Source organism: Pueribacillus sp. YX66 (assembly GCF_041725775.1).
Taxonomy (GTDB): Bacteria; Bacillota; Bacilli; order Bacillales; family UBA6769; genus Pueribacillus.
This window is the reverse complement of the sequence record NZ_JBEUEL010000043.1, coordinates 1-19,641: the sequence shown is the minus strand read 5'-3', so window position 1 is coordinate 19,641 and position 19,641 is coordinate 1. Positions and strand designations below refer to the sequence as shown.

At 38.4% G+C, this 19,641-nt stretch carries 16 protein-coding genes and 1 pseudogene; 16 read left to right on the top strand and 1 reads right to left on the bottom strand.

All coding sequences use genetic code 11. From position 1 onward, the window contains the following. Window positions 1-345: 345 nt before the first annotated feature. Window positions 346-972, bottom strand: a complete 627-nt coding sequence (locus ABU914_RS14125) for a DUF6801 domain-containing protein (protein ID WP_379670347.1) — start codon at window positions 970-972, stop codon at window positions 346-348. 555 nt (window positions 973-1,527) lie between these two features. On the opposite strand from ABU914_RS14125, the gene ABU914_RS14120 reads away from it, so the two are divergent. From ABU914_RS14120 to ABU914_RS14045, 16 genes and pseudogenes are all read left to right on the top strand, one after another. Beyond that, entirely contained in the window at window positions 1,528-3,186 is a 1,659-nt protein-coding gene (locus tag ABU914_RS14120; RefSeq protein ID WP_379670346.1) for an FAD-binding dehydrogenase, read from the top strand. 56 nt (window positions 3,187-3,242) lie between these two features. Then, window positions 3,243-3,932 carry a RadC family protein gene (gene radC / locus ABU914_RS14115; RefSeq protein ID WP_379670345.1) on the top strand — a complete coding sequence of 230 codons (690 nt, stop codon included), beginning with the start codon at window positions 3,243-3,245 and terminating at the stop codon, window positions 3,930-3,932. Window positions 3,933-4,495: 563 nt separating this feature from the next. After that, on the top strand, window positions 4,496-5,527 hold the full coding sequence (locus tag ABU914_RS14110) for a rod shape-determining protein (protein ID WP_379670344.1): 1,032 nt from the start codon (window positions 4,496-4,498) through the stop codon (window positions 5,525-5,527). A 229-nt stretch (window positions 5,528-5,756) separates the two neighbouring features. Further along, complete coding sequence (gene mreC, locus ABU914_RS14105) at window positions 5,757-6,629, top strand: rod shape-determining protein MreC (protein ID WP_379670343.1); 873 nt, start codon at window positions 5,757-5,759, stop codon at window positions 6,627-6,629. Continuing rightward, entirely contained in the window at window positions 6,626-7,129 is a 504-nt protein-coding gene (gene mreD / locus ABU914_RS14100; RefSeq protein WP_379670342.1) for a rod shape-determining protein MreD, read from the top strand. Before mreC ends, mreD begins: the two co-directional genes overlap by 4 nt. Before the next feature lie 51 nt (window positions 7,130-7,180). Beyond that, complete coding sequence (gene minC / locus ABU914_RS14095) at window positions 7,181-7,846, top strand: septum site-determining protein MinC (RefSeq protein ID WP_379670341.1); 666 nt, start codon at window positions 7,181-7,183, stop codon at window positions 7,844-7,846. A 27-nt stretch (window positions 7,847-7,873) separates the two neighbouring features. Next, window positions 7,874-8,671: a septum site-determining protein MinD gene (gene minD / locus ABU914_RS14090; RefSeq protein ID WP_379670340.1), complete on the top strand. Its 798-nt coding sequence runs from the start codon at window positions 7,874-7,876 to the stop codon at window positions 8,669-8,671. Between the two features lie 244 nt (window positions 8,672-8,915). Continuing rightward, complete coding sequence (locus tag ABU914_RS14085; RefSeq protein ID WP_379670339.1) at window positions 8,916-9,665, top strand: peptidoglycan DD-metalloendopeptidase family protein; 750 nt, start codon at window positions 8,916-8,918, stop codon at window positions 9,663-9,665. Next, window positions 9,658-10,488, top strand: coding sequence for a M50 family metallopeptidase (locus ABU914_RS14080; RefSeq protein ID WP_379670338.1), 831 nt, complete (start codon window positions 9,658-9,660; stop codon window positions 10,486-10,488). Before ABU914_RS14085 ends, ABU914_RS14080 begins: the two co-directional genes overlap by 8 nt. A 32-nt stretch (window positions 10,489-10,520) precedes the next feature. Then, complete coding sequence (locus tag ABU914_RS14075) at window positions 10,521-11,606, top strand: ribonuclease E/G (RefSeq protein WP_379670337.1); 1,086 nt, start codon at window positions 10,521-10,523, stop codon at window positions 11,604-11,606. An 898-nt stretch (window positions 11,607-12,504) separates the two neighbouring features. Continuing rightward, window positions 12,505-12,966 (top strand): hypothetical protein, encoded by a 462-nt coding sequence (locus ABU914_RS14070; RefSeq protein ID WP_379670336.1) that lies wholly within the window; start codon window positions 12,505-12,507, stop codon window positions 12,964-12,966. Window positions 12,967-13,466: 500 nt separating this feature from the next. Next, the gene (locus ABU914_RS14065; RefSeq protein ID WP_379670335.1) at window positions 13,467-14,816 is read left to right on the top strand and encodes an immunoglobulin-like domain-containing protein; all 1,350 of its coding nucleotides are present in this window, start codon (window positions 13,467-13,469) and stop codon (window positions 14,814-14,816) included. Window positions 14,817-15,191: 375 nt separating this feature from the next. Continuing rightward, a pseudogene (locus ABU914_RS14060) lies at window positions 15,192-15,520 on the top strand (hypothetical protein); the annotation flags it as partial. 600 nt (window positions 15,521-16,120) lie between these two features. Further along, entirely contained in the window at window positions 16,121-16,726 is a 606-nt protein-coding gene (locus ABU914_RS14055; RefSeq protein ID WP_379670334.1) for a DUF6801 domain-containing protein, read from the top strand. A gap of 514 nt (window positions 16,727-17,240) precedes the next feature. Next, window positions 17,241-18,446, top strand: a complete 1,206-nt coding sequence (locus ABU914_RS14050; protein WP_379670333.1) for an immunoglobulin-like domain-containing protein — start codon at window positions 17,241-17,243, stop codon at window positions 18,444-18,446. 167 nt (window positions 18,447-18,613) lie between these two features. Beyond that, window positions 18,614-19,641 (top strand): transposase (locus tag ABU914_RS14045; protein WP_379670332.1); only part of this gene is annotated, 1,028 nt, incomplete at its 3' end.

The window sequence follows — 19,641 nt, the reverse complement described above, 5'->3', positions numbered from 1 at the left end:
TGGTGTGCCTAAAAATAGCGAAATTAATTTATAACAAAATCTGCTTTACCTCCTTGACTTTTTATAGCTGGTCTTTTTCATGTAATGACCTATTAAATTTATTAATTTTTAGTTACAGGGTAACGATTGTTTCCTATCTAAAAAATAGATTATTTAATGACTGTTATTATGTGAACAGAAAGTATAAATTTAATCATTCCGTTACCTAATTACCTATCTTGTCTTGGATGAATTAACCTACAGCCTTATAAAGGGAGTTTTTATTTATGAATTTCAAAAAAAGAAGGAAAGGCCACACAGAAAGTCATTATTACTAACAACTTTCTGAACAGACTAAATCATAAATTAATTCTCATTACTGTTAATAGTAACTGTTTTAATAATGGGATTACCTGAAGGTTGACAATCTGCTTCTAATGTAAAGATTCCTAAACCATCTCCATTTTGAAATACTGCTTCAATATCGCCAGCTGAAACGTTGATAACACCTGAGTTACCTGCAGTAAATGGACCAACAATTAGCTCACTTGTAGCTGGAACTCTAAACTCAAAATCAGAACCGTCTTTAGGAATAGGCGTTTTAGCAATACTTTGTGGAGCAACGTTAATCACTTGTTGCACATTATCTGAGATAATTTCAAACTTGTTTACAGAACCAGAAATGTTATTCCATCCGAGTATATTATCTAAATCTAGAACTACAGATGATGGAACTGTTACTTTTGCATATGAATTTTCAACAGAAATAACATCTCCTGCATCTACTTCGTCTGGAGCATCACCAAATACAGCAACTTGAATGTCAAAGTTTCTGTTTTCAATTGGAGCTCCAAAAAGTTTAACAACTGCATCACAATTATAACTAATAGTATTTATGGGTTGTTCCTGAGCACTAGTAAAGGCAGTAAGACTCGCGAGTAAAAACACTGTAACTGCTAAAGATATAAAAGATTTAGAAACTTTTTTTAACATTTTCATTGCTCCTATTTAATTAATTGATTTAAAGAAATCGCGACCAAAAAGCTAATACAAACGACTTTGTTTACGTTCGATGAATAGGAAAGACCTTCACCTCCTAACTACTAAATTATCGTGATTAGATTCAGAACGCTCAAATTTTCTAATGTTGCTCTGTATTCTAGTGATGGATAAAGCTTTTGGATTTGATTTCAATCTTGGAGGATAGATGTAGTCTTTTGTTGTATGTTCTGAATCTTAAAAAAGTGTAACAGGTTTTCTATATATTTATAACCCTACAAATGTATGTTTTTAACAAAGAATGTAAAATTCGTACGTGTTTATACCCCCTTCGTTTGTCTTTGTCGGTTACTTGGTGATTTTTTCATGGTTTTATAGAGTTATAGTATCTTAGAGTAAATCTTTTTCATAGATTTCATGCTTATCAAAATGACACTCAATCAATATCATTTAATAAACCTTTTATTTTGCAGGAAAAAACAGATTTTTGTTGAAGTAGTTTTATTAATCATTCGAAAATTGTAAAAATAGAAATGAAGGTGATGGAACTTGGCTTATGACGTCATTATTGTTGGGGCAGGGTTAGCTGGATTAGTTGCTGCTTGCGAGCTTGCGGAAGCTGAGAAAAAAACACTACTCCTTGATCAAGAGCCTGAAGCATCGCTTGGCGGGCAAGCGTGGTGGTCGTTTGGAGGATTGTTCCTCGTTGATTCACCTGAACAACGTCGAATGGGCATTCACGATTCACCAGAACTTGCGTGGCAAGATTGGTTAGGGACGGCTGGATTTGATCGTGAAGAGGATGAAGATTATTGGGCGATGAAATGGGCGCAAGCGTATGTCGAATTTGCCTCTGGTGAAAAACGTGAATGGCTTCGTGAACGGGGCGTGCGCTTCTTTCCAATTGTCAGCTGGGCTGAACGTGGCGGTTATTTAGCTGAAGGTCATGGAAACTCTGTCCCTCGTTTTCACATTACATGGGGAACAGGTCCAGGCCTTGTTAAACCGTTCGAAGAGCGGGTTCGAGAAGCGATACAACGAGGAATGATTGATTATCGTCCACGTCATCGCGTTGATCAGCTTATCGTGAAAAATGGAAGTGTTATCGGTGTCGAAGGTGTAACACTCGTTCCGAGCACGGTGAACCGTGGTGAAAAAAGTTCACTTGAAGAAAATGGTTCGTTTTCGTTTCAAGCTGAAGCGGTGATTGTGACGAGTGGTGGCATTGGAGGAAATTTCGATTTAGTTCGTAAAAATTGGCCGTCAAGACTTGGAGATCCGCCAAAACGTTTAATTAGCGGTGTCCCCGCACACGTCGACGGTCGCATGTTAGAAATTACAGAAAAGATCGGTGGTCGCATTGTCAATAAAGATCGAATGTGGCATTATACTGAAGGAATCAAAAATTGGAACCCAATTTGGCCTAAGCATGGGATTCGGATCCTTCCAGGTCCTTCTTCGATGTGGTTTGATGCGAAGGGTCAGCGGTTTCCGACACCGAATTTTCCTGGTTTTGATACGTTAGGAACGCTTGAAGCAATTATGAAAAGTGGTTATGACTATTCGTGGTTTATTTTAACGCAAAAAATGATTGAAAAAGAATTTGCCTTATCGGGATCTGAACAAAATCCTGATTTAACAGGCAAAAGTATTCGTGAGCTTTTGAAACAACGTTTAATGTCAGGTGCACCAACGCCCGTGCAAGCGTTTATGGATAAAGGTGAAGACTTTATCGTGTCTACGTCGCTACAAGATCTTGTTAAGAAAATGAATGAATTGACGGGCGACAATCTATTAAACTATGAAGAGATTGAGAGACAACTCATCGCAAGAGATCGGGAGATGGATAATGACTTTACGAAAGATTTGCAAATCGCGGCGCTGCGTGTTGCGAGAAATTATAAAGGCGACAGACTGAGTCGGGTCGCAAAGCCACATAAACTTCTTGATCCAAAAAATGGTCCGCTCATTGCCGTTCGTTTGAATATTTTAACTCGGAAAACACTCGGAGGCTTACAAACCGATCTATTCGGTCGTGTGTTGAACGATGAAGGTGAGCCGATACATGGATTGTATGCTGCCGGAGAAGTGGCCGGTTTTGGTGGAGGAGGCGTTCACGGATATCGATCGTTGGAAGGCACATTTCTTGGGGGCTGTATATTTTCTGGAAGACAAGCAGGACGATCTGTCGTAAAGCAATTGCTATAGCCCCTGTTTCCCTCTCCCGTTAGAGCAGGATAAGGTGATTGAAATGAGGTGAATCTATGAATGATTACCCGATTATGATTCGTGATGTACCAGAAGAAGAAAGACCGCGAGAAAGACTGATTAATAAAGGATCTCACAGTTTATCAAATCAAGAATTGCTTGCGATTATTCTCCGAACGGGTACAATGAACGAATCTGTTCTTCAAGTTGCGCAACGATTGTTGCAGCATTTTGAAGGGCTTCGATTATTGAAAAATGCGTCAATTGAAGAATTAACCGCCATCAAAGGCATTGGAACAGCGAAGGCAATTCAAATTCTGGCATCGTTAGAATTAGGACAGCGGATTATGCAATTGCATCCAGATGAAAAATATGCAATTCGTTCCCCGGAAGAAGGGGCAAACTACGTTATGGAAGAATTGCGGTTTTTAACTCAAGAACATTTCGTCGCTGCTTATTTAAACACAAAAAACGAAGTCATTCATAAACAAACCGTCTTTATCGGCAGCTTAAATGCTTCGATTGTTCATCCGAGGGAAGTTTTTAATGAAGCAATTAGGCGTTCCGCTAATTCCGTCATTTGTTTCCATAATCATCCGAGTGGTGACCCGTCACCAAGTCGTGAAGACATCGAAGTAACGAAACGCCTAGCGGAAAGTGGAAGGCTTCTCGGAATTGATCTGCTTGATCATATCGTTATTGGCGATAAACAGTATGTCAGCTTGAAAGAAAAAGGGTACATTTAGACTTGTTTCGATAACTTCACCTTATCTTCCACATAAATCTACAGTTTTTAATCTGATTACAAAAATTACATCTTTGTAAATGTGTCCTTTTCCACCTATCATTTTCACACTTTATCAAGTATAATCAAATTTGTTAATCATCCTTTATCCTGCTCTAACGGGTATGGGGATTGTGAAAAAATTTCGTCTTTTTTGAGGTTGTTCAAATGGGTTGAGGGTCACAGGATGTGAGTTCATTCGACGTTCTTAACCAAACATATTGCGTTGAGAGAAAATCAATCGAGAACGAAGCATTGAATCTCTTGAATGTGTGAGCCTTAGGTGTGCATATCACAGAAGAAAAATATACCCTGTGTCTGAATCGAAAGGAAGCGGGGATGCTAATACAGAGTTCAGTCTTGCGAGTGTCGAAGTTGGAGCTAGATAATTGTAGGCGCAGGAAGTCGTGTATTTAGTCGCCCCTCTCGGTGTTCTCCTATTTGAACACACTTTTAGTCGAAACTTTACTATAGCATCATTCGAAGCTACTAAATTTTTTGGATAGTGAAGGGAGTCTTACATAAATGTTACGTGGAAATGCAATGGGGATTGATTTAGGGACAGCGAATACGCTCGTGTACACGAAAGGGAAAGGTGTTGTCGTTCGTGAGCCATCCGTTGTCGCTTTAAGAAAAGATTCAGGTCAAATTGAAGCAGTTGGAGACGATGCGAAAAAGATGATTGGCCGAACACCAGGGAATATCGTCGCTGTTCGTCCGATGAAAGATGGGGTCATTGCTGACTTTGACACGACTGCGATTATGCTCAAATATTTCATTCAGCAAGCACAGAAAAAAGGTTCATTTTTTTCACGTAAACCGAATGTTATGATCTGTGTACCGTATGGCATTACAGCAGTTGAAAAGAGGGCCGTTGAAGATGCGACGAGACAAGCGGGAGCACGTGAAGCTTACACGATAGAGGAACCGTTTGCTGCTGCAATCGGAGCGGATTTGCCTGTGTGGGAACCGACTGGAAGTATGGTTGTTGATATTGGTGGAGGTACAACAGAAGTCGCAATTATTTCGTTAGGCGGCATCGTTACGAGTCGCTCAATTCGGGTAGCAGGTGACGAAATGGACGGTGCTATTATACAATATATAAAGAAGAAATATAATTTAATGATTGGTGAACGTACAGCGGAAACGTTAAAAATGGAAATTGGCTCAGCTAGTATCTCTGATGATTTAGGCGAAATGGAAATTCGCGGTCGTGATTTAGTAACTGGTCTGCCGAAAACAATCTCAATCACTGGCAAAGAAGTCGCGGAAGCTTTGAATGAAACTGTAAGTAATATTATAGACACTGTAAAAATAACGCTAGAAAATACACCACCAGAACTAGCGGCAGACATTATGGATCGTGGAATTGTCTTAACGGGTGGCGGGGCCTTGTTACGTAATCTTGATCGAGTGCTAAGCGAAGAAACGAATATGCCTGTCGTCGTTGCTGAAGAACCGATTGAATGTGTCGCAATCGGTACAGGTAAAGCATTGGGAAATTTACACTTACTTCGCTCAAAATCAGGGATTACAGGACGTTCCAAATCAAAATAAAAATTTGTTATGAAAAGCAACACATAAAGAGAGAATTCCATCAGCACAAGGTTAGATGATGCTGGCAAGTGTAATGGCATTTTACCCGAAACTGATGGATGAGCAAGATCATGGAATAATCGTCTGTTACTTCTGTATGAATGGGATAGGGTTGCGTGCCCTTATGTATGGATAGTTGCCCCATGAAGTATCTTTAGTACGTTGCCTGTATATCGGAGTAGGTGTTTACATGCGTCAATTTTTTTCAAATAAACGGCTGATTGTTTTACTTATTTCAATTATTATTTTAGTGGCATTGATCGGTTTTTCGATGAAGGAGCGCAGTTCATTAACGAAACCGGAACAGTTTTTTAAAGATGCCGTTGCAACTGTGCAATCGCTTTTTTATAAACCCGCTAAAAGTGTAGCGGGTTTCTTTGAAAATATAGCAGAACTAAAAAATTTATACGAAGAAAATAAAGTTTTGAAAGCAAGACTAGACGAGCATGCGAAGCTTTCCGTTGATTATCAAGACATTAAAAAAGAAAATGATGAGTTGAGGGAATTAATTGATGAGATGACGAGTTTGCGTGATTATCAAACGATACCTGCAAGCGTCATCGCGCGTTCACCGGACCGGTGGAATAATCGACTTACGCTTGATAAAGGTAGTGAAGATGGCGTTGAGGTGAATATGGCTGTCATTACACCGGCAGGATTGATTGGAAAAATAAGAAATGTTCAACCGTTTTCAAGTACCGTTCAACTCATAAGCGATCTCGATCGCACGAACCGAATTTCTGTATATGTACAAGATGATGAAGATATATTCGGCGTGATCGACGGTTATGATGCGGAAGAACAAGCCTTGCTGTTTAGCAATATTACGATTGATGTCGAAGTTGATGAAGGAGGAACAGTCGTTACCTCTGGATTAGGTGGGGTGTTTCCTAAAAACTTAATCATCGGTAAAATCATTGAAGTAAGAAATGATAAATACGGATTAACGAAATCGGCCCTTGTGAAACCGGCGGCAGATTTATATAATATTCGGAATGTGATGATCGTAAAAAGAACGTCTGCTGTTATCGAAGATGCAGACGAAGAGGAGGATGAACGTTGAAGCGCGTTTACCTTCCTGCTATTTTATTTTTGTTTTTTATAATTGAAGGCACGATTATGCAAGTGATTGCGCCAGAAAATTATGGCTCCGCCATCGTTATCGTTCCACGCTTTACAATGATTATTATCATATTCATCGCTTTATATGTTAGCATTCCACTAGCTGTTTTGTATGCGATTGTTACTGGTCTTTTATACGATATCATTTATACTGACTTCATTGGTATTTATATATTTTCAATGGCGGTAACGTCATATGTTGTCGGGCATAGTGCAAGGATTATGCATATTAATGCAATTGTTGGTATGCTCGTTTCGTTTATCACCGTAATCGTTCTTGAATTTTTAGTATATGGAGTTTATACATTGATTGGTTTCGTTGATGTACCGATACAATTATTGATGCTCGATCGGTTACTTCCGAGTTTACTTCTAAATGGTGTGTTCTTTATTTTAATTTACGTCCCGATGAAAAAAGTGATAAAAAAAGTTCGCGAATAAAGGATTTCACTCAAAAGTTGTTGAATACCTTATGTTGAGGTGAAGTGCATCATGGTACAGAAGCAGCAGTATGTTACAATTAAAGGGACAAAAGACGGTTTTACGTTAATTTTAGATGATCGTTGTTCATATAAAGAGCTATTAGAAGAAATTGAAGAAAAGTTATCAGTGACGACGCGCAATACGAATGATAATCGGCTCGTTCCTGTTTTTCTTGAGACGGGGAACCGCTATTTGGATAAGGAACAGATCGAAACACTTTCTGAACTCATCCGCAAGAAAAAAAAATTATATATTGAACAAGTCCATTCAAATGTCATTACAAAAGCGGAAGCAGTGCGGCAACAGAAAGAAAATCGGATTGTGAAAATTGAGAAGATGATTCGTTCAGGACAAGTATTAGAAATCACAGGTGATTTACTACTTATCGGAGATGTTAATCCTGGAGCAAAAGTTATCGCGACAGGCAATATTTATGTGATGGGTGTGTTAAGAGGGATGGCCCATGCAGGGGCTAACGGAAATTCCAATTCCGTCATCGTCGCTTCAAAAATGGAGCCTTCACAACTTGTTATTGGCACGACGGCTTCACGTTCACCAGATGAACTACAAGCGATGAATCACGATATGGAGTATGCATATATCGATCAAAAACTGAATCAAATTCGAATTGATAAAATCCAAACATTTTCTTTATTACAACGGATTCATGCGTAAACATACAGAAAGAAAGGGGCAAAGAATATGGGAGAGGCAATTGTAATCACGTCTGGAAAAGGCGGGGTTGGAAAAACAACGACAACAGTCAATATCGGTACAGCTCTAGCATTGGCGAATAAAAAAGTTTGTCTCATTGATAGTGATATCGGACTTCGTAATTTAGATGTTCTGATGGGGTTAGAAAATCGTATTATTTATGACTTAGTTGACGTTGCTCAAGGAAGATGTAGCATGAATGCTGCTCTTATAAGAGATAAGCGCTTTGATTGCCTTCACGTTTTGCCGGCAGCACAAACGGTTGACAAAACATCAGTTAGTCCGAAACAGATGAAGCAAGTTGTTAAAGAGTTAAAGCAAGAATATGATTACATATTAATTGATTGCCCTGCTGGAATTGAACGAGGTTTTAAAAATGCGGTTGCTGGTGCGGATAAATCAATCGTTGTGACGACACCAGAGGCGTCAGCTGTCCGTGACGCTGACAGAATTATCGGGTTGCTTGAAAAAGAACGAGATATGGAACCACCGAAGTTAATCATTAACCGCATTCGTAAACATTTAGTAAAAACAGGTGAAATGTTGGACATCGATGAAATTATTTCGATTTTAGCAATCGAACTAATTGGCATCGTTCCTGATGACGATGCCGTGATTGCCGCTAATAATTCTGGTGAACCGATTGCACTTGACCCATCTAATAACGCATCGATTGCGTATCGAAATATTTCAAGACGAATATTAGGTGAATCTGTTCCACTCTCAACTTTTGATGACCCACCAAGTTTTTTTTCAAGACTAAAAAAATTAATCGGTATGCGTTAGCTCTCATGAATGATAATCCATGGGAGTTTTTTTAGGTTGTATCAACGGAAAGAACTCAGTAACCGTTCAAAATTAAATGTAACGTTTATTTTAATTCGTAAAAAGTTTTAAAGAATGGCTTACGAACCGTCGTATCACTTCTTACATTGCTCGCAAGATCGCGAGTATTTCTTTATAAAAAGGTATAACTGACACGGACAAGTCATATGATGTACCAACGATTGAGAAAATAGGAATGATACGCATGGGAAAGAATGTAGAGCACTTTAGAAAAAGGCATCAAAAACGAAAAGCGATGCGAAAACGACCGTATCGTTCAACTACGACATCCTATGGAAATCTAAATGACGTTGATCGGGGTAAAGACAGAGGTCCGATTCATCCGCTATTTTCTAAAGAAAAGTTTTTTATTAAAGTCTTTTTGTCAATTGTTTTATTTCTTGCGGTTGCGATTTTATTTAAGCAGCCGAGTGATATGTTTGTAAATGTCCGTCAATTTGTGACCTATACGTTTGAGCAAGATTTTAAATTTGCGTCCGTTGCGGCGTGGTATGAACGCAAATTTGGCAAGCCATTGGCTCTGTTGCCTGATCGACTGGCGAATGACGATACGGAAACAGTGAATCAATCTAGTCACGATTATGCCGTTCCGGTGACTGGAAAAATTATTGAACCGTTTAATGTTGAGAAGAAAGGGATTATGCTAGAAACAGGTGTAGATGCAACGATTGAAAGTGTACAAGACGGGTTTGTCGTTTTTGTTGGTGAACGAGAAAATTTAAATAAAACGGTCATCGTCCAACATCAAGACGGCAGTGAATCTTGGTATGGAAATTTAGAGTCAGTCGATGTTGCATTGTATGACTATATTAAAAGTGGACACAAGATCGGGAAGGCTTTAAAAGGCAATGACGGAGAAAGTGGTATGTTTTTCTTTGCTTTAAAACAAGGCGAATCGTTTATTGACCCGATTCAGGTGATGTCATTTGATTAGGCGATTTGATATACATCCTCTCACTTGGTTCGTTATAGGGATCGCAATACTTACTGGTTTTTTTCGTGATCTCGTTGTTTTAATTGCAATTATTCTTATTCATGAATTGGGTCATTATACGGTGGCCCGCTTTTTTAATTGGCGTGTACGCCGAATCGTTTTATTGCCTTTTGGAGGCGTTGCAGAAGTAGATGAACACGGAAACCGTCCGTTTAAAGAAGAACTGCTTGTTGTTTTGTTCGGACCGCTTCAACACCTTTGGTTAATCGGTATCGGTTTTTGCTTTGTTTATTTTAGCGTTTGGTCCCCTGCTTTTTTTGAAACGTTTCTAGCATACAATTTAATGATTCTTATTTTTAATTTGCTCCCAATTTGGCCTCTTGACGGCGGGAAGTTATTATTTTTGTTATTTGCTTATTTTCGCCCATTTAAAAAAGCGCATTTATCCATTTTGGCGTTCTCATTTTTATTTCTAATAAGTTTTGCGCTCGTTAGTGTTATCACCTTTCAGACTCATTTAAACGTAGTCATTATTTTAGTGTTTTTACTACTTTCTCTGTATACAGAGTATCGCCATCATTACTATGTATTTTTACGGTTTTTACTTGAACGATTAGAAAAGAAAACGGGAGGGAGGCGGAACAAATCGCTTGCTGTTCATCCGAATGAACAAATCGAAAATGTCTTAAAAATGTTTCAAAAAGGTGTCCATCATACGATCGTTACTCATCGTCATTGCAAAGACGAACGAGAATTGCTAGAGGCTTATTTCATACATAAAAAAATAAAAACTACTGTCCGCCAATTGTTTCGGTTAGAATGAAAGTACATGTCAGGTTTTGGAGTGACGTTCTGTTGCGTAAACTATATGTATCAAGCTGGAATGAACGAACTGTTGTGGCTGCGGTTGAAAATGGAAAAGTGATGGCACTTACTATCTGTCATGACGGGGAAGAGACCGTTGGATCAATGTATAAAGGGATTGTAAAAGCGAAAAAAACGAATATCGATGCCTACTTCATCGATATTGGAAGAGAGAAAGATGTTTTTTTGCACGCAATGGATTGTCTCGAATCGAACTTACAAATCGGTGAAGAGGTTGTTGTGCAAACGATGAAAGAAAGCAGCCGCCATAAGAGCGGACAAGCGACGATGAAACTATCACTCGTCGGCGAATATATCATTTATTCACCATTTACAAATTACGTTGCTGCTTCGAAAAAACTGTCGACATTCGAACGGAAACAATGGATCGAATTTGGAACTGATGCGAAACGAGGTCAAGAGGGGTTTATTTTTCGCACAGCAGTTTCAAAAGCGTCAAGGGATGAAGTTGAAAAGGAACTTTACGACTTACGGGACCAGATGCACCAAATCGTAGAAAAAAGCAAGCAAATAGAAGCTCCCGCTCTTTTACATAGAGGAAAAGACTGCATTGAACAGACAGTCAATCGCTATAATTCTACAGGCTTTTCCTTTATTACAACCGATCGCGAAGACGTCTATGCGCACTTGACAGATCACATGCAACTAGAAGTTATTTTCGAGACGGTGCCACCGATTGATCTACATAAGGAAATTCAACGCGCACTGAAAAAGGTTGTCTGGTTGCAAGATGGAAGTTATCTTCTCATTGAGGAAAATGAATCATTAACCGTCATCGATGTGAATAGTGGTCATTCTTCTCTCGACCCCGTTACAATTAATCTAAATGCCGCTCACGAAGCAATCCGTCAACTACGTCTTCGCAATCTAAGTGGAATGATCGTCATCGATTTTTTGCGAATGGATGAAGACGAACGCACATGGATTCAAAAAGCGGTAGAGGATGCTGTGACCCGTGATGTTCACACCGTTACAATATTTGGATTTACACGCATGGGATTGTTTGAATTAACAAGAAAAAGAATCGGGCGATCGTTAAAAGAAGTGATGAGATGAACGAGATAGAGGATCATGGGGGAAGTTAACAATTGTGGAATAATATCATACGTCAGTTACCGGTACGAATCGTAACCGTTACTACCGGTGACAGGGTTGGTAAGCGGTCACAAATAGATGCAAAGGTCATCGTACACAAGTAAAGGTACGCCACAAGTGATATGGCGACATTTACCATGGTATTACAACTGGTGACGTGTACAAGCGTGACCCGAACACATGGACAAAAATCGGCAATCTAAAAGGTGACAATGGTAAGCAAGGTTCAACCATGTTACCTCGTCAAAGAGTACCGATAACTGACGATATTGTTATTGTAACATATAAACATGTTAAAGATAAGAAAGTTATGTAAATCGCTATGAAACGATTGTGAAAATTTCAATATCCGACCAGTTAACAATATTTCAAGAAGCCTGAATTTTACCAAAATCGTAAGGGCATATGTTCAATTAGAGTGTATGCTTCTTTTTTCAGTTTGAAAGTTTATAGTCTATTTTTGAAGTCAGGATTTCCCATTTTATTCACATCGTAATACGTGATAAAAATAGTAATTTACAATATTTAGTATAGATGGCTTGTTCACAATTCTAGTGCTAGATTCTTAGTATGTAACCGAGTTTTGTTAAAAAAAGAAAATAAATGGGTCAATTATGTGGAAAATGCAGTATATATTTTCAATTAAATGTAAAAATAGCACTTTAGTTTTATTGTCAAAATATGGGGATTCTATTAAACTGAATACAAGATCAGGCACATGTCTTAGAACTTACCACAATCCTCCCAAAATAGTCCCAACTCCAAGAGCTAAACAACAACTAGATTAACAGAACATCCTACGTAAAAGAGGTTGTCCGTTCTGAATCTAGAATTTTCATAGCAGGGAGGTGAAAGCAAAATGAACATCAAATATTGTGAGCGCTTTCAGGGGAAGGTTTTAAAATCTAAAAACAAGGAGGAGAATGTGATGTCAAAAATTCCTAAGTCATTCGTGTCTATGATTATGACTGCATTGTTACTTGCTAGTTTGACGGCTGTTGCTAGCGCTGATCACATTCCAGGACATCTAGTCAAAACTGTTGATTATAATTGTGACGCAGCGGTTAAGCTTTTTGGTGTACCAGTCCAACAGAGGAATTTCGATATCCAAGCTACCATAGAAGCATATGATGTTCCCTCATCGGTAAACCCGGGTCAACAGGTTACAGTGCATAATTCATTTGCTACAGTGAAAGTTCCCGGAGATGAAGTGTTAGCTTTATATAATATACTTGGATGGGATTATATTTCCGGGGATGTAACAAAATTTGAGGTTAAGTCAGATAATATTGAACAAGTTATAGATGTTGCTCCAAAGTAATTGAACGGACAAAAGTTCCAACAGATGGTTCCGATTTCGAATTTAGAGTTCCTGCTAGTGGTGGACTTGAAGTAGGTCCATTTACCGCAGGTACTTCGGGTGAAATCAATATTTCTACAGGTGAAATGAATGCAAAATTTAAAAATGCCGATGTTAATGATTACTTTAGTTTAGAAGCAAATTGTGAGCCAATTGGCGATTCAACTTTAACAACGGTCACTATCAATTAAGGTAAAATATGTGAGACTATCCAGAAAATAAATGAAAAGTGACCTTTTCTGTGATGGTCTCTTTCTTGTTTCACAAAAGAATAAAATACTCATTGAAGGCATCGAAAAAGTAGGATGTTTATTTTGAAATACCTAGATTTTTACAGTTCATTCAAAGTAGACAACAAACCACAATTAAGGACTGATATATAAATTAATAGGAGGTAATTTAAAATTAATAATCTTTTAAAAAAATCTATCGTCTCAATTTTCTTTTTGTCAATGGTTTTTATGTATACACTTAACGTAAATGATGCCAGTGCGGCAACTAGCGGTCAAGAAATTGAAGTAACATTTAACGAATATAGGTGTGGAACTTTACCGCCAGGTGCTCCGGAACCAGAGTTATTACCAGCTTATGTAACAATTAAGACGACCGTTCCTAATACGGTAGCAAAAGACGAGGAATTTTACTTAACAAATACGTCGATAATAGTAGGTGCCCCTTTTCGTACTGAACCTGGTGGACAGCCAATGGAGTCAGCTTTTGAAGGAATAAATTTCACAATAATGTATGGAAATGAAAATACTGAAGTGCGGACATTCGTACCCGATCTTGATTTTGTCGTTCCGCCTGGAACTGATGGTTTGCCTATTACTATTGCTGAAGGGATGGATGTCGGTCCCTTTATTGCTGATGAAGATGGTGAAGTTATTTTAAAAACAGATGAAATTCGAATGAATTGGCTATTTGGCTTTGATTTGCCAGTTGGTCCAATTTCCCTTGGCTTTATGTGCCAAGTTCCGGAGGGTAAAGAGTTTAGTTTCGCCACTATCCCAATCGACAGTGAAGCTCCTGTCATCACATTAAACGGTGACAATCCAATGATTGTTAAGCAAGGCGATGAATTCATTGACCCTGGTGCAACTGCTGAAGATAATTTTGACGGTGATGTGTCCGACGATATCGAAGTTTCAGGCGCAGATGACATTGATACATCAACAATTGGTGAATACACTATCACGTATACCGTAAGCGATAGTGTCGGAAATGTAGCAACTGTCGAACGCACAGTCAACGTTGTTGAACCATTTGGCGATTGGTATACAGGTGAAGGACCTCCGAATGATAGTCTCGGAAGTAACGGTGACTCTTACCTTGATATCGCAACAGGTGATATTTATAAACGCGACCCGAATACATGGACAAAAATCGGCAATTTAAAAGGTGACAATGGTAAGCAAGGTTCCGCGATTCTCACAGGTTCAGGCGCACCATCTGCGGATGCGGGTGACATCGGCGACTTGTATCTCGATACGAATACAGGTGACGTGTACGAAAAAACGGCTGACGGCTGGAAGAAAACCGCAAACTTGCAAGGACCCGCTGGTCCGCAAGGTCCAAAAGGACCGAAAGGTGCTGCTGGAACTAGTGGAGGCAGTGGCTCTGGCGATGATGGTGGCGGAAAAAGCACAACCAAAACGTCAACTAGCAGTGACAAAGACGGAAAAGGTAAATCTGCTCAAGGCGGAAAGTTGCCGAAAACCGCAACAAGCTTACCGACACTCGTCTTGATCGGTGCCCTTCTAACAGCTATTGGTGGTGTCTTGTTCTTAAGACGGAGAAAATTAGTCAATTAAGTCTCTCTTGTAGATGCAAATAACAAAACGCACGTCCGTTATTTTGAATACGGTACGTGCGTTTTGTTTGTAATGATAACTAATGCTTAATCTTCAACATAGCCAATTTGAAACAAGCTTATTAGTGATTTTTCAATACAGAGTCGACCACATCTTTAGCTTCAGCGAATGTTTCTGCAGAAAAGTATGTAGTTAAGCGGCTTTAGGGCTAAGCCGCTTTGTTTTTATTGTTTCTTAATTAACGATTTGCTTATAAAGTAGGAATGCTTGTAATAGGTTGTTTTCAGCTTCCCAAAGGTGCGCTTGTTCGCTTTCATCAATGACAGCAGCATACCCATCGTTTCTAAGGCTACCTCTAGCTTCATTCGCAGATTCAATCGTTTCAAACGCTCCGCCTTGAATGAGACTTATCGTTCACGGTTGCGCGATTAAGCTCTTTTTCAAATGGCCAAAACAGCACGTAAAAATCAAACATTTTTATGGAATGAGCAAAACAGCGATACAAAACCAAATGTTTCTCGCACTCATTACGTATTGTTTACACGTATTGATTCAGCTAGAGACAGAAAGTAAGGAAACCATTGCTTCGCATTAACCGATGGCTAAAAGCTGCTATCTGGAAACCCGCATGCATCTGGATGCGCCGATTTAAGCCAAAGCCGCATACCTATAGCTACATAGTCGCCGTAGCCCCTTTTGTCTAAACAAATGTACATTCCTGTCAAATGGACAGTGCCACCTTTATTCAAGGCTTTTCCTATTTGGCACTTTTCAAGGTGACCCAGTTTACTGAATACTCTAATAATCTTTATGCAACGCTAGTAATAGTAATTGAGTATGATTATTTAATTCATAAAATTAAACTTGAAAGATCTGTGGAAATACTATTAACCTCACATCTTAAAACCACCATTTTATTCACAATCACAATCGTTATATATTTACGTTGAATTTTGTTAACAAAAGTTTTAAAACAAGAAAAAATGCCGAATTCAGGAAAATGAAGTATATATTTTCAACAAAATGTAAAACGGTTCTTTGGACCTATTGTTAAAATATGGGTGCTCTATTAAGCTAGTAGTAAGAATGGCATACGTCTACAAATTATAGCAATCCTCCAAAATCATTCCTGACTCGAAAAGCTAAACAACAACTAGAATACAGAACATTCGATAACATCCTTCTAAACAGAGGTTGTCCGTTCTGAATCTAGAATTTTCATAACAAGGGGGTGCAAGTAAAAATAAGCGGTGTTTTCAGTCAGAAGTTTTTTCAAAATTAAAACTATTGAGGAGGAGAATGTAATGTTAAGAATTCCTAAGTCGTTCGTGTCTATGATTATGACTGCATTGTTACTTGCTAGTTTAACAGCTATTGCGAGTGCGGAAGATGAACAATATGTAGAGAAAACTTTTACTTACACTTGTACAGTAAAAGTTTTAGGTATTAATTTAAACTTTCCTTTACCTTTAACAGTTAAAGGATACGGTCCGATATCTGTAGAACCAAGTGATCAAATTACATTAACAAATGCATCCGCTACAGCTGCAGTTCCAAGTAATATCGTTTCAATTTTAGATGGCTTACTTTCTTGGGATTACACTGAAGGAACTGTAACCAAGTTTGTAATTGAGTCTGAAAATCTTGACGACACCATTGACGTTGCTGAACTAGCCATTCCAAATACAAAAGTACCGAAAGATGGTTCCGATTTAATATTTACAGTACCTGAAGTAGGTGGAATAAGCGTAGGTCCATTTACAGCTGGTACTTCAGGTGTAGTAACCTTAAGTGCAGGTGAACTTTCTGCGGAATTTGAAAAAGGTAGTGATAAAGGTTTAGATGTTAAATTAACTGCAGACTGCGAGCCACCTGAGGATAATACTATTGTAGAAATTACAATTAATTAAATAAAAATATAAAAATTTTTTAAAATTTAAGACACGTACTAATAATTAGTACGTGTCTAACTTGGTTACAACAGAATTACAAATTAATTTTACATGCAGCTAATAAAACAAAAAGGATTATTTAGTAAAAATAAACTAAAATGCAATTATGATAAATAGGTAAAGATTGAATTTTTGTAATTATCGGATTTAAATGATACATGAGATGAATAGAAAAACATCGTTCAAATCGAAAGCTGCTAATAGTACCCTCCACACATGTATCAAGAAAATCATTTATCAAGATTCATAATTTCAATAAAGGAGGCGTTTTAAAATTAACAATTTTTTAAAAAAATCAGTAATAGTAGTGTTTACTTTGTCAATGGTCATTTTTTATGCGTTTACAATGAATTCCGCAAATGCTATGAATGGAAGTCAAAAGGTAGAAAAAACTTTCGAATACGTATGTGAAATGGTTATACCAATACCAGGCGTTAATCCTACTTTTCATCCAACCGAAATGAGGTTTAATATGTCAGTTCCTAAATGGGTTAAAGCTGGTGAAGAATTTTATTTGAATGACTTAACAATCAACTTTGACTATCCAAGTAGCACTAACCCTTTTGATTATGAAGTAATTACTGAACTTCAATCACCCAACTTCAAAATTAATTCTGAAAATGAAGCACATATGGTTCATACATTCCTTGATGATGTTGATCTTATTTGGCCACCAAATCATGACGGGCCTGTTCCTGTTTCCCTAATGAGTGAAGGTGGAATTGAGATTGGTCCGTTTATTGCCGGTGAAGAGGGTGAGGTCATTTTTAAGGCAGATGAGATTCGAATGAATTACTTTAATGATGAGTTTGGCCTTCCTCTTGCTATAGGTTTTACATGCCCGCTTCCAGAAGATGAAGAATTTTTACTTGCAACCATCCCAATTGACGGTGAAGCCCCAGTCATCACATTAAATGGTAATAACCCAATGATTGTGAAACAAGGCGATCCTTACAACGAACCAGGGGCAACAGCTAACGACAATTTCGATGGTGACGTTTCTGACGACATTGAAATCAGTGGTGACGTAGACACATCTACAATCGGCACATACACAGTGACGTATACCGTAAGCGATAGCGTCGGAAATGTAGCAACTGTCGAACGTACAGTAAACGTTGTTGAACCATTTGGCGATTGGTATACAGGCAAAGGACCTCCGAATGATAGTCTCGGAAATAACGGTGACTCTTACCTTGATCTCACAACTGGTGATGTGTACAAACGCGATCCGAACACATGGACAAAAGTCGGTAATCTAAAAGGTGATGACGGTAAGCGAGGCAATGTCATTCTGACAGGTTCAGGCGCACCATCTGCGGATGCGGGTGACATCGGCGACTTGTATCTCGATACGAATACAGGTGACGTGTACGAAAAAACGGCTGACGGCTGGAAGAAAACCGCAAACTTGCAAGGACCCGCTGGTCCGCAAGGTCCAAAAGGACCGAAAGGTGCTGCTGGAACTAGTGGAGGCAGTGGCTCTGGCGATGATGGTGGCGGAAAAAGCACAACCAAAACGTCAACTAGCAGTGACAAAGACGGAAAAGGTAAATCTGCTCAAGGCGGAAAGTTGCCGAAAACCGCAACAAGCCTGCCTGCTCTCATTCTGATCGGCTCGTTACTTGCAACTGCTGGTGGTGTCTTGTTCTTACGACGTCGGAAAGTAATGGAATAAACTAAAAGCAATCTAGAAGCACACGTTTCGCAAAAAACGTGTGCTTCCTTATGTTTATGACCATTGTCAGGTCTGAGGAGTAAAAATTCTTCGAGATAATCTTCCCCCAACATGTGATAAATATGGGATAATTTAACTGTATTTATCAAAGATTGGGGGATTTTAAAATGCTTACACGAAAAGAAAAACGTAATAGAGAAAAAAATAAAAATTATTATTTCGACTTACTCAAAACACAACGTCATTTCTTCAAAGATTTTATAACCAAGCTAAAAAAAGTTAAAGATCCAAGGCACCAAAGCTATATTACGTATGCAACAGAAACGGTGTTATATACCACTCTTCTTAAAAACATCATTGGTATCGATACTATGCGAAACATGACTGTGCAATTTAATACGGATGAATGTATTGAGAATGTGAAAACAGCTCTAAGCATAGATGAGCTCGAAGAACTTCCTCATTACGATACAATCAATGACTTTTTATCCAAGTTGGAAATGGAAGAGCTAGAGAAAATAAGAACATATATGATTAAAGCACTTCTAAAGAAGAGATGCTTTGAATCTTACCGCATTTTAGGGAAATATTGGCCAATCATTGTAGATGGCACAGGACTTCATACATTTAGAGAAAAGCATTGTGAGCACTGTCTACGAAGAGAATATAAGGATGAAGAAACTGGAGAAACCACAACCATTTATATGCATCATGTACTTGAGGCGAAATTAGTCGTTGGAAATATGGTATTCAGTGTTGCTTCAGAATTTATCGAAAATGAATCCGAGGATACACCAAAACAAGACTGTGAATTAAATGCATTTAAACGATTAGCGAAGAATCTGAAACAAACCTTCAAACGATTACCTATTTGTTTATTGGGAGATAGTTTGTATGCGTGTCACCCTGTTTTTGACATTTGTGAACAAAATAACTGGAAATATATCTTTAGGCTCAAAGAAGGTCGATTGAAGAACATCACTACCGAGTTTCAAGCGATTAAATCGTTAGAGAAAACGAAGAAAGATGACAAGCCTTTTTGGGTCAATCATATGTCATTCAACGACAAGAATGTTCATCTCTTAGAAGCTGTTGTTGAAGCAAAAGGTAAGAAGCAACAGTTATTGTTTATTACAAACAATAAAATTACGGAAAGAAATGTAGACAAACTCATCTTAGCGGGGCGAAATCGCTG

Excerpts from the sequence above, each read along its gene's own strand:
- minC (WP_379670341.1), top strand. The coding sequence starts at position 7,181 with ATGGTACAGAAGCAGCAGTATGTTACAATTAAAGGGACAAAAGACGGT.
- ABU914_RS14110 (WP_379670344.1), top strand. The coding sequence starts at position 4,496 with ATGTTACGTGGAAATGCAATGGGGATTGATTTAGGGACAGCGAATACG.
- ABU914_RS14125 (WP_379670347.1), bottom strand. The coding sequence starts at position 972 with ATGTTAAAAAAAGTTTCTAAATCTTTTATATCTTTAGCAGTTACAGTG.
- ABU914_RS14085 (WP_379670339.1), top strand. The coding sequence starts at position 8,916 with ATGGGAAAGAATGTAGAGCACTTTAGAAAAAGGCATCAAAAACGAAAA.
- ABU914_RS14050 (WP_379670333.1), top strand. The coding sequence starts at position 17,241 with ATGTCAGTTCCTAAATGGGTTAAAGCTGGTGAAGAATTTTATTTGAAT.
- ABU914_RS14070 (WP_379670336.1), top strand. The coding sequence starts at position 12,505 with ATGAACATCAAATATTGTGAGCGCTTTCAGGGGAAGGTTTTAAAATCT.
- radC (WP_379670345.1), top strand. The coding sequence starts at position 3,243 with ATGAATGATTACCCGATTATGATTCGTGATGTACCAGAAGAAGAAAGA.
- ABU914_RS14065 (WP_379670335.1), top strand. The coding sequence starts at position 13,467 with ATGTATACACTTAACGTAAATGATGCCAGTGCGGCAACTAGCGGTCAA.
- mreC (WP_379670343.1), top strand. The coding sequence starts at position 5,757 with ATGCGTCAATTTTTTTCAAATAAACGGCTGATTGTTTTACTTATTTCA.
- ABU914_RS14055 (WP_379670334.1), top strand. The coding sequence starts at position 16,121 with ATGTTAAGAATTCCTAAGTCGTTCGTGTCTATGATTATGACTGCATTG.
- minD (WP_379670340.1), top strand. The coding sequence starts at position 7,874 with ATGGGAGAGGCAATTGTAATCACGTCTGGAAAAGGCGGGGTTGGAAAA.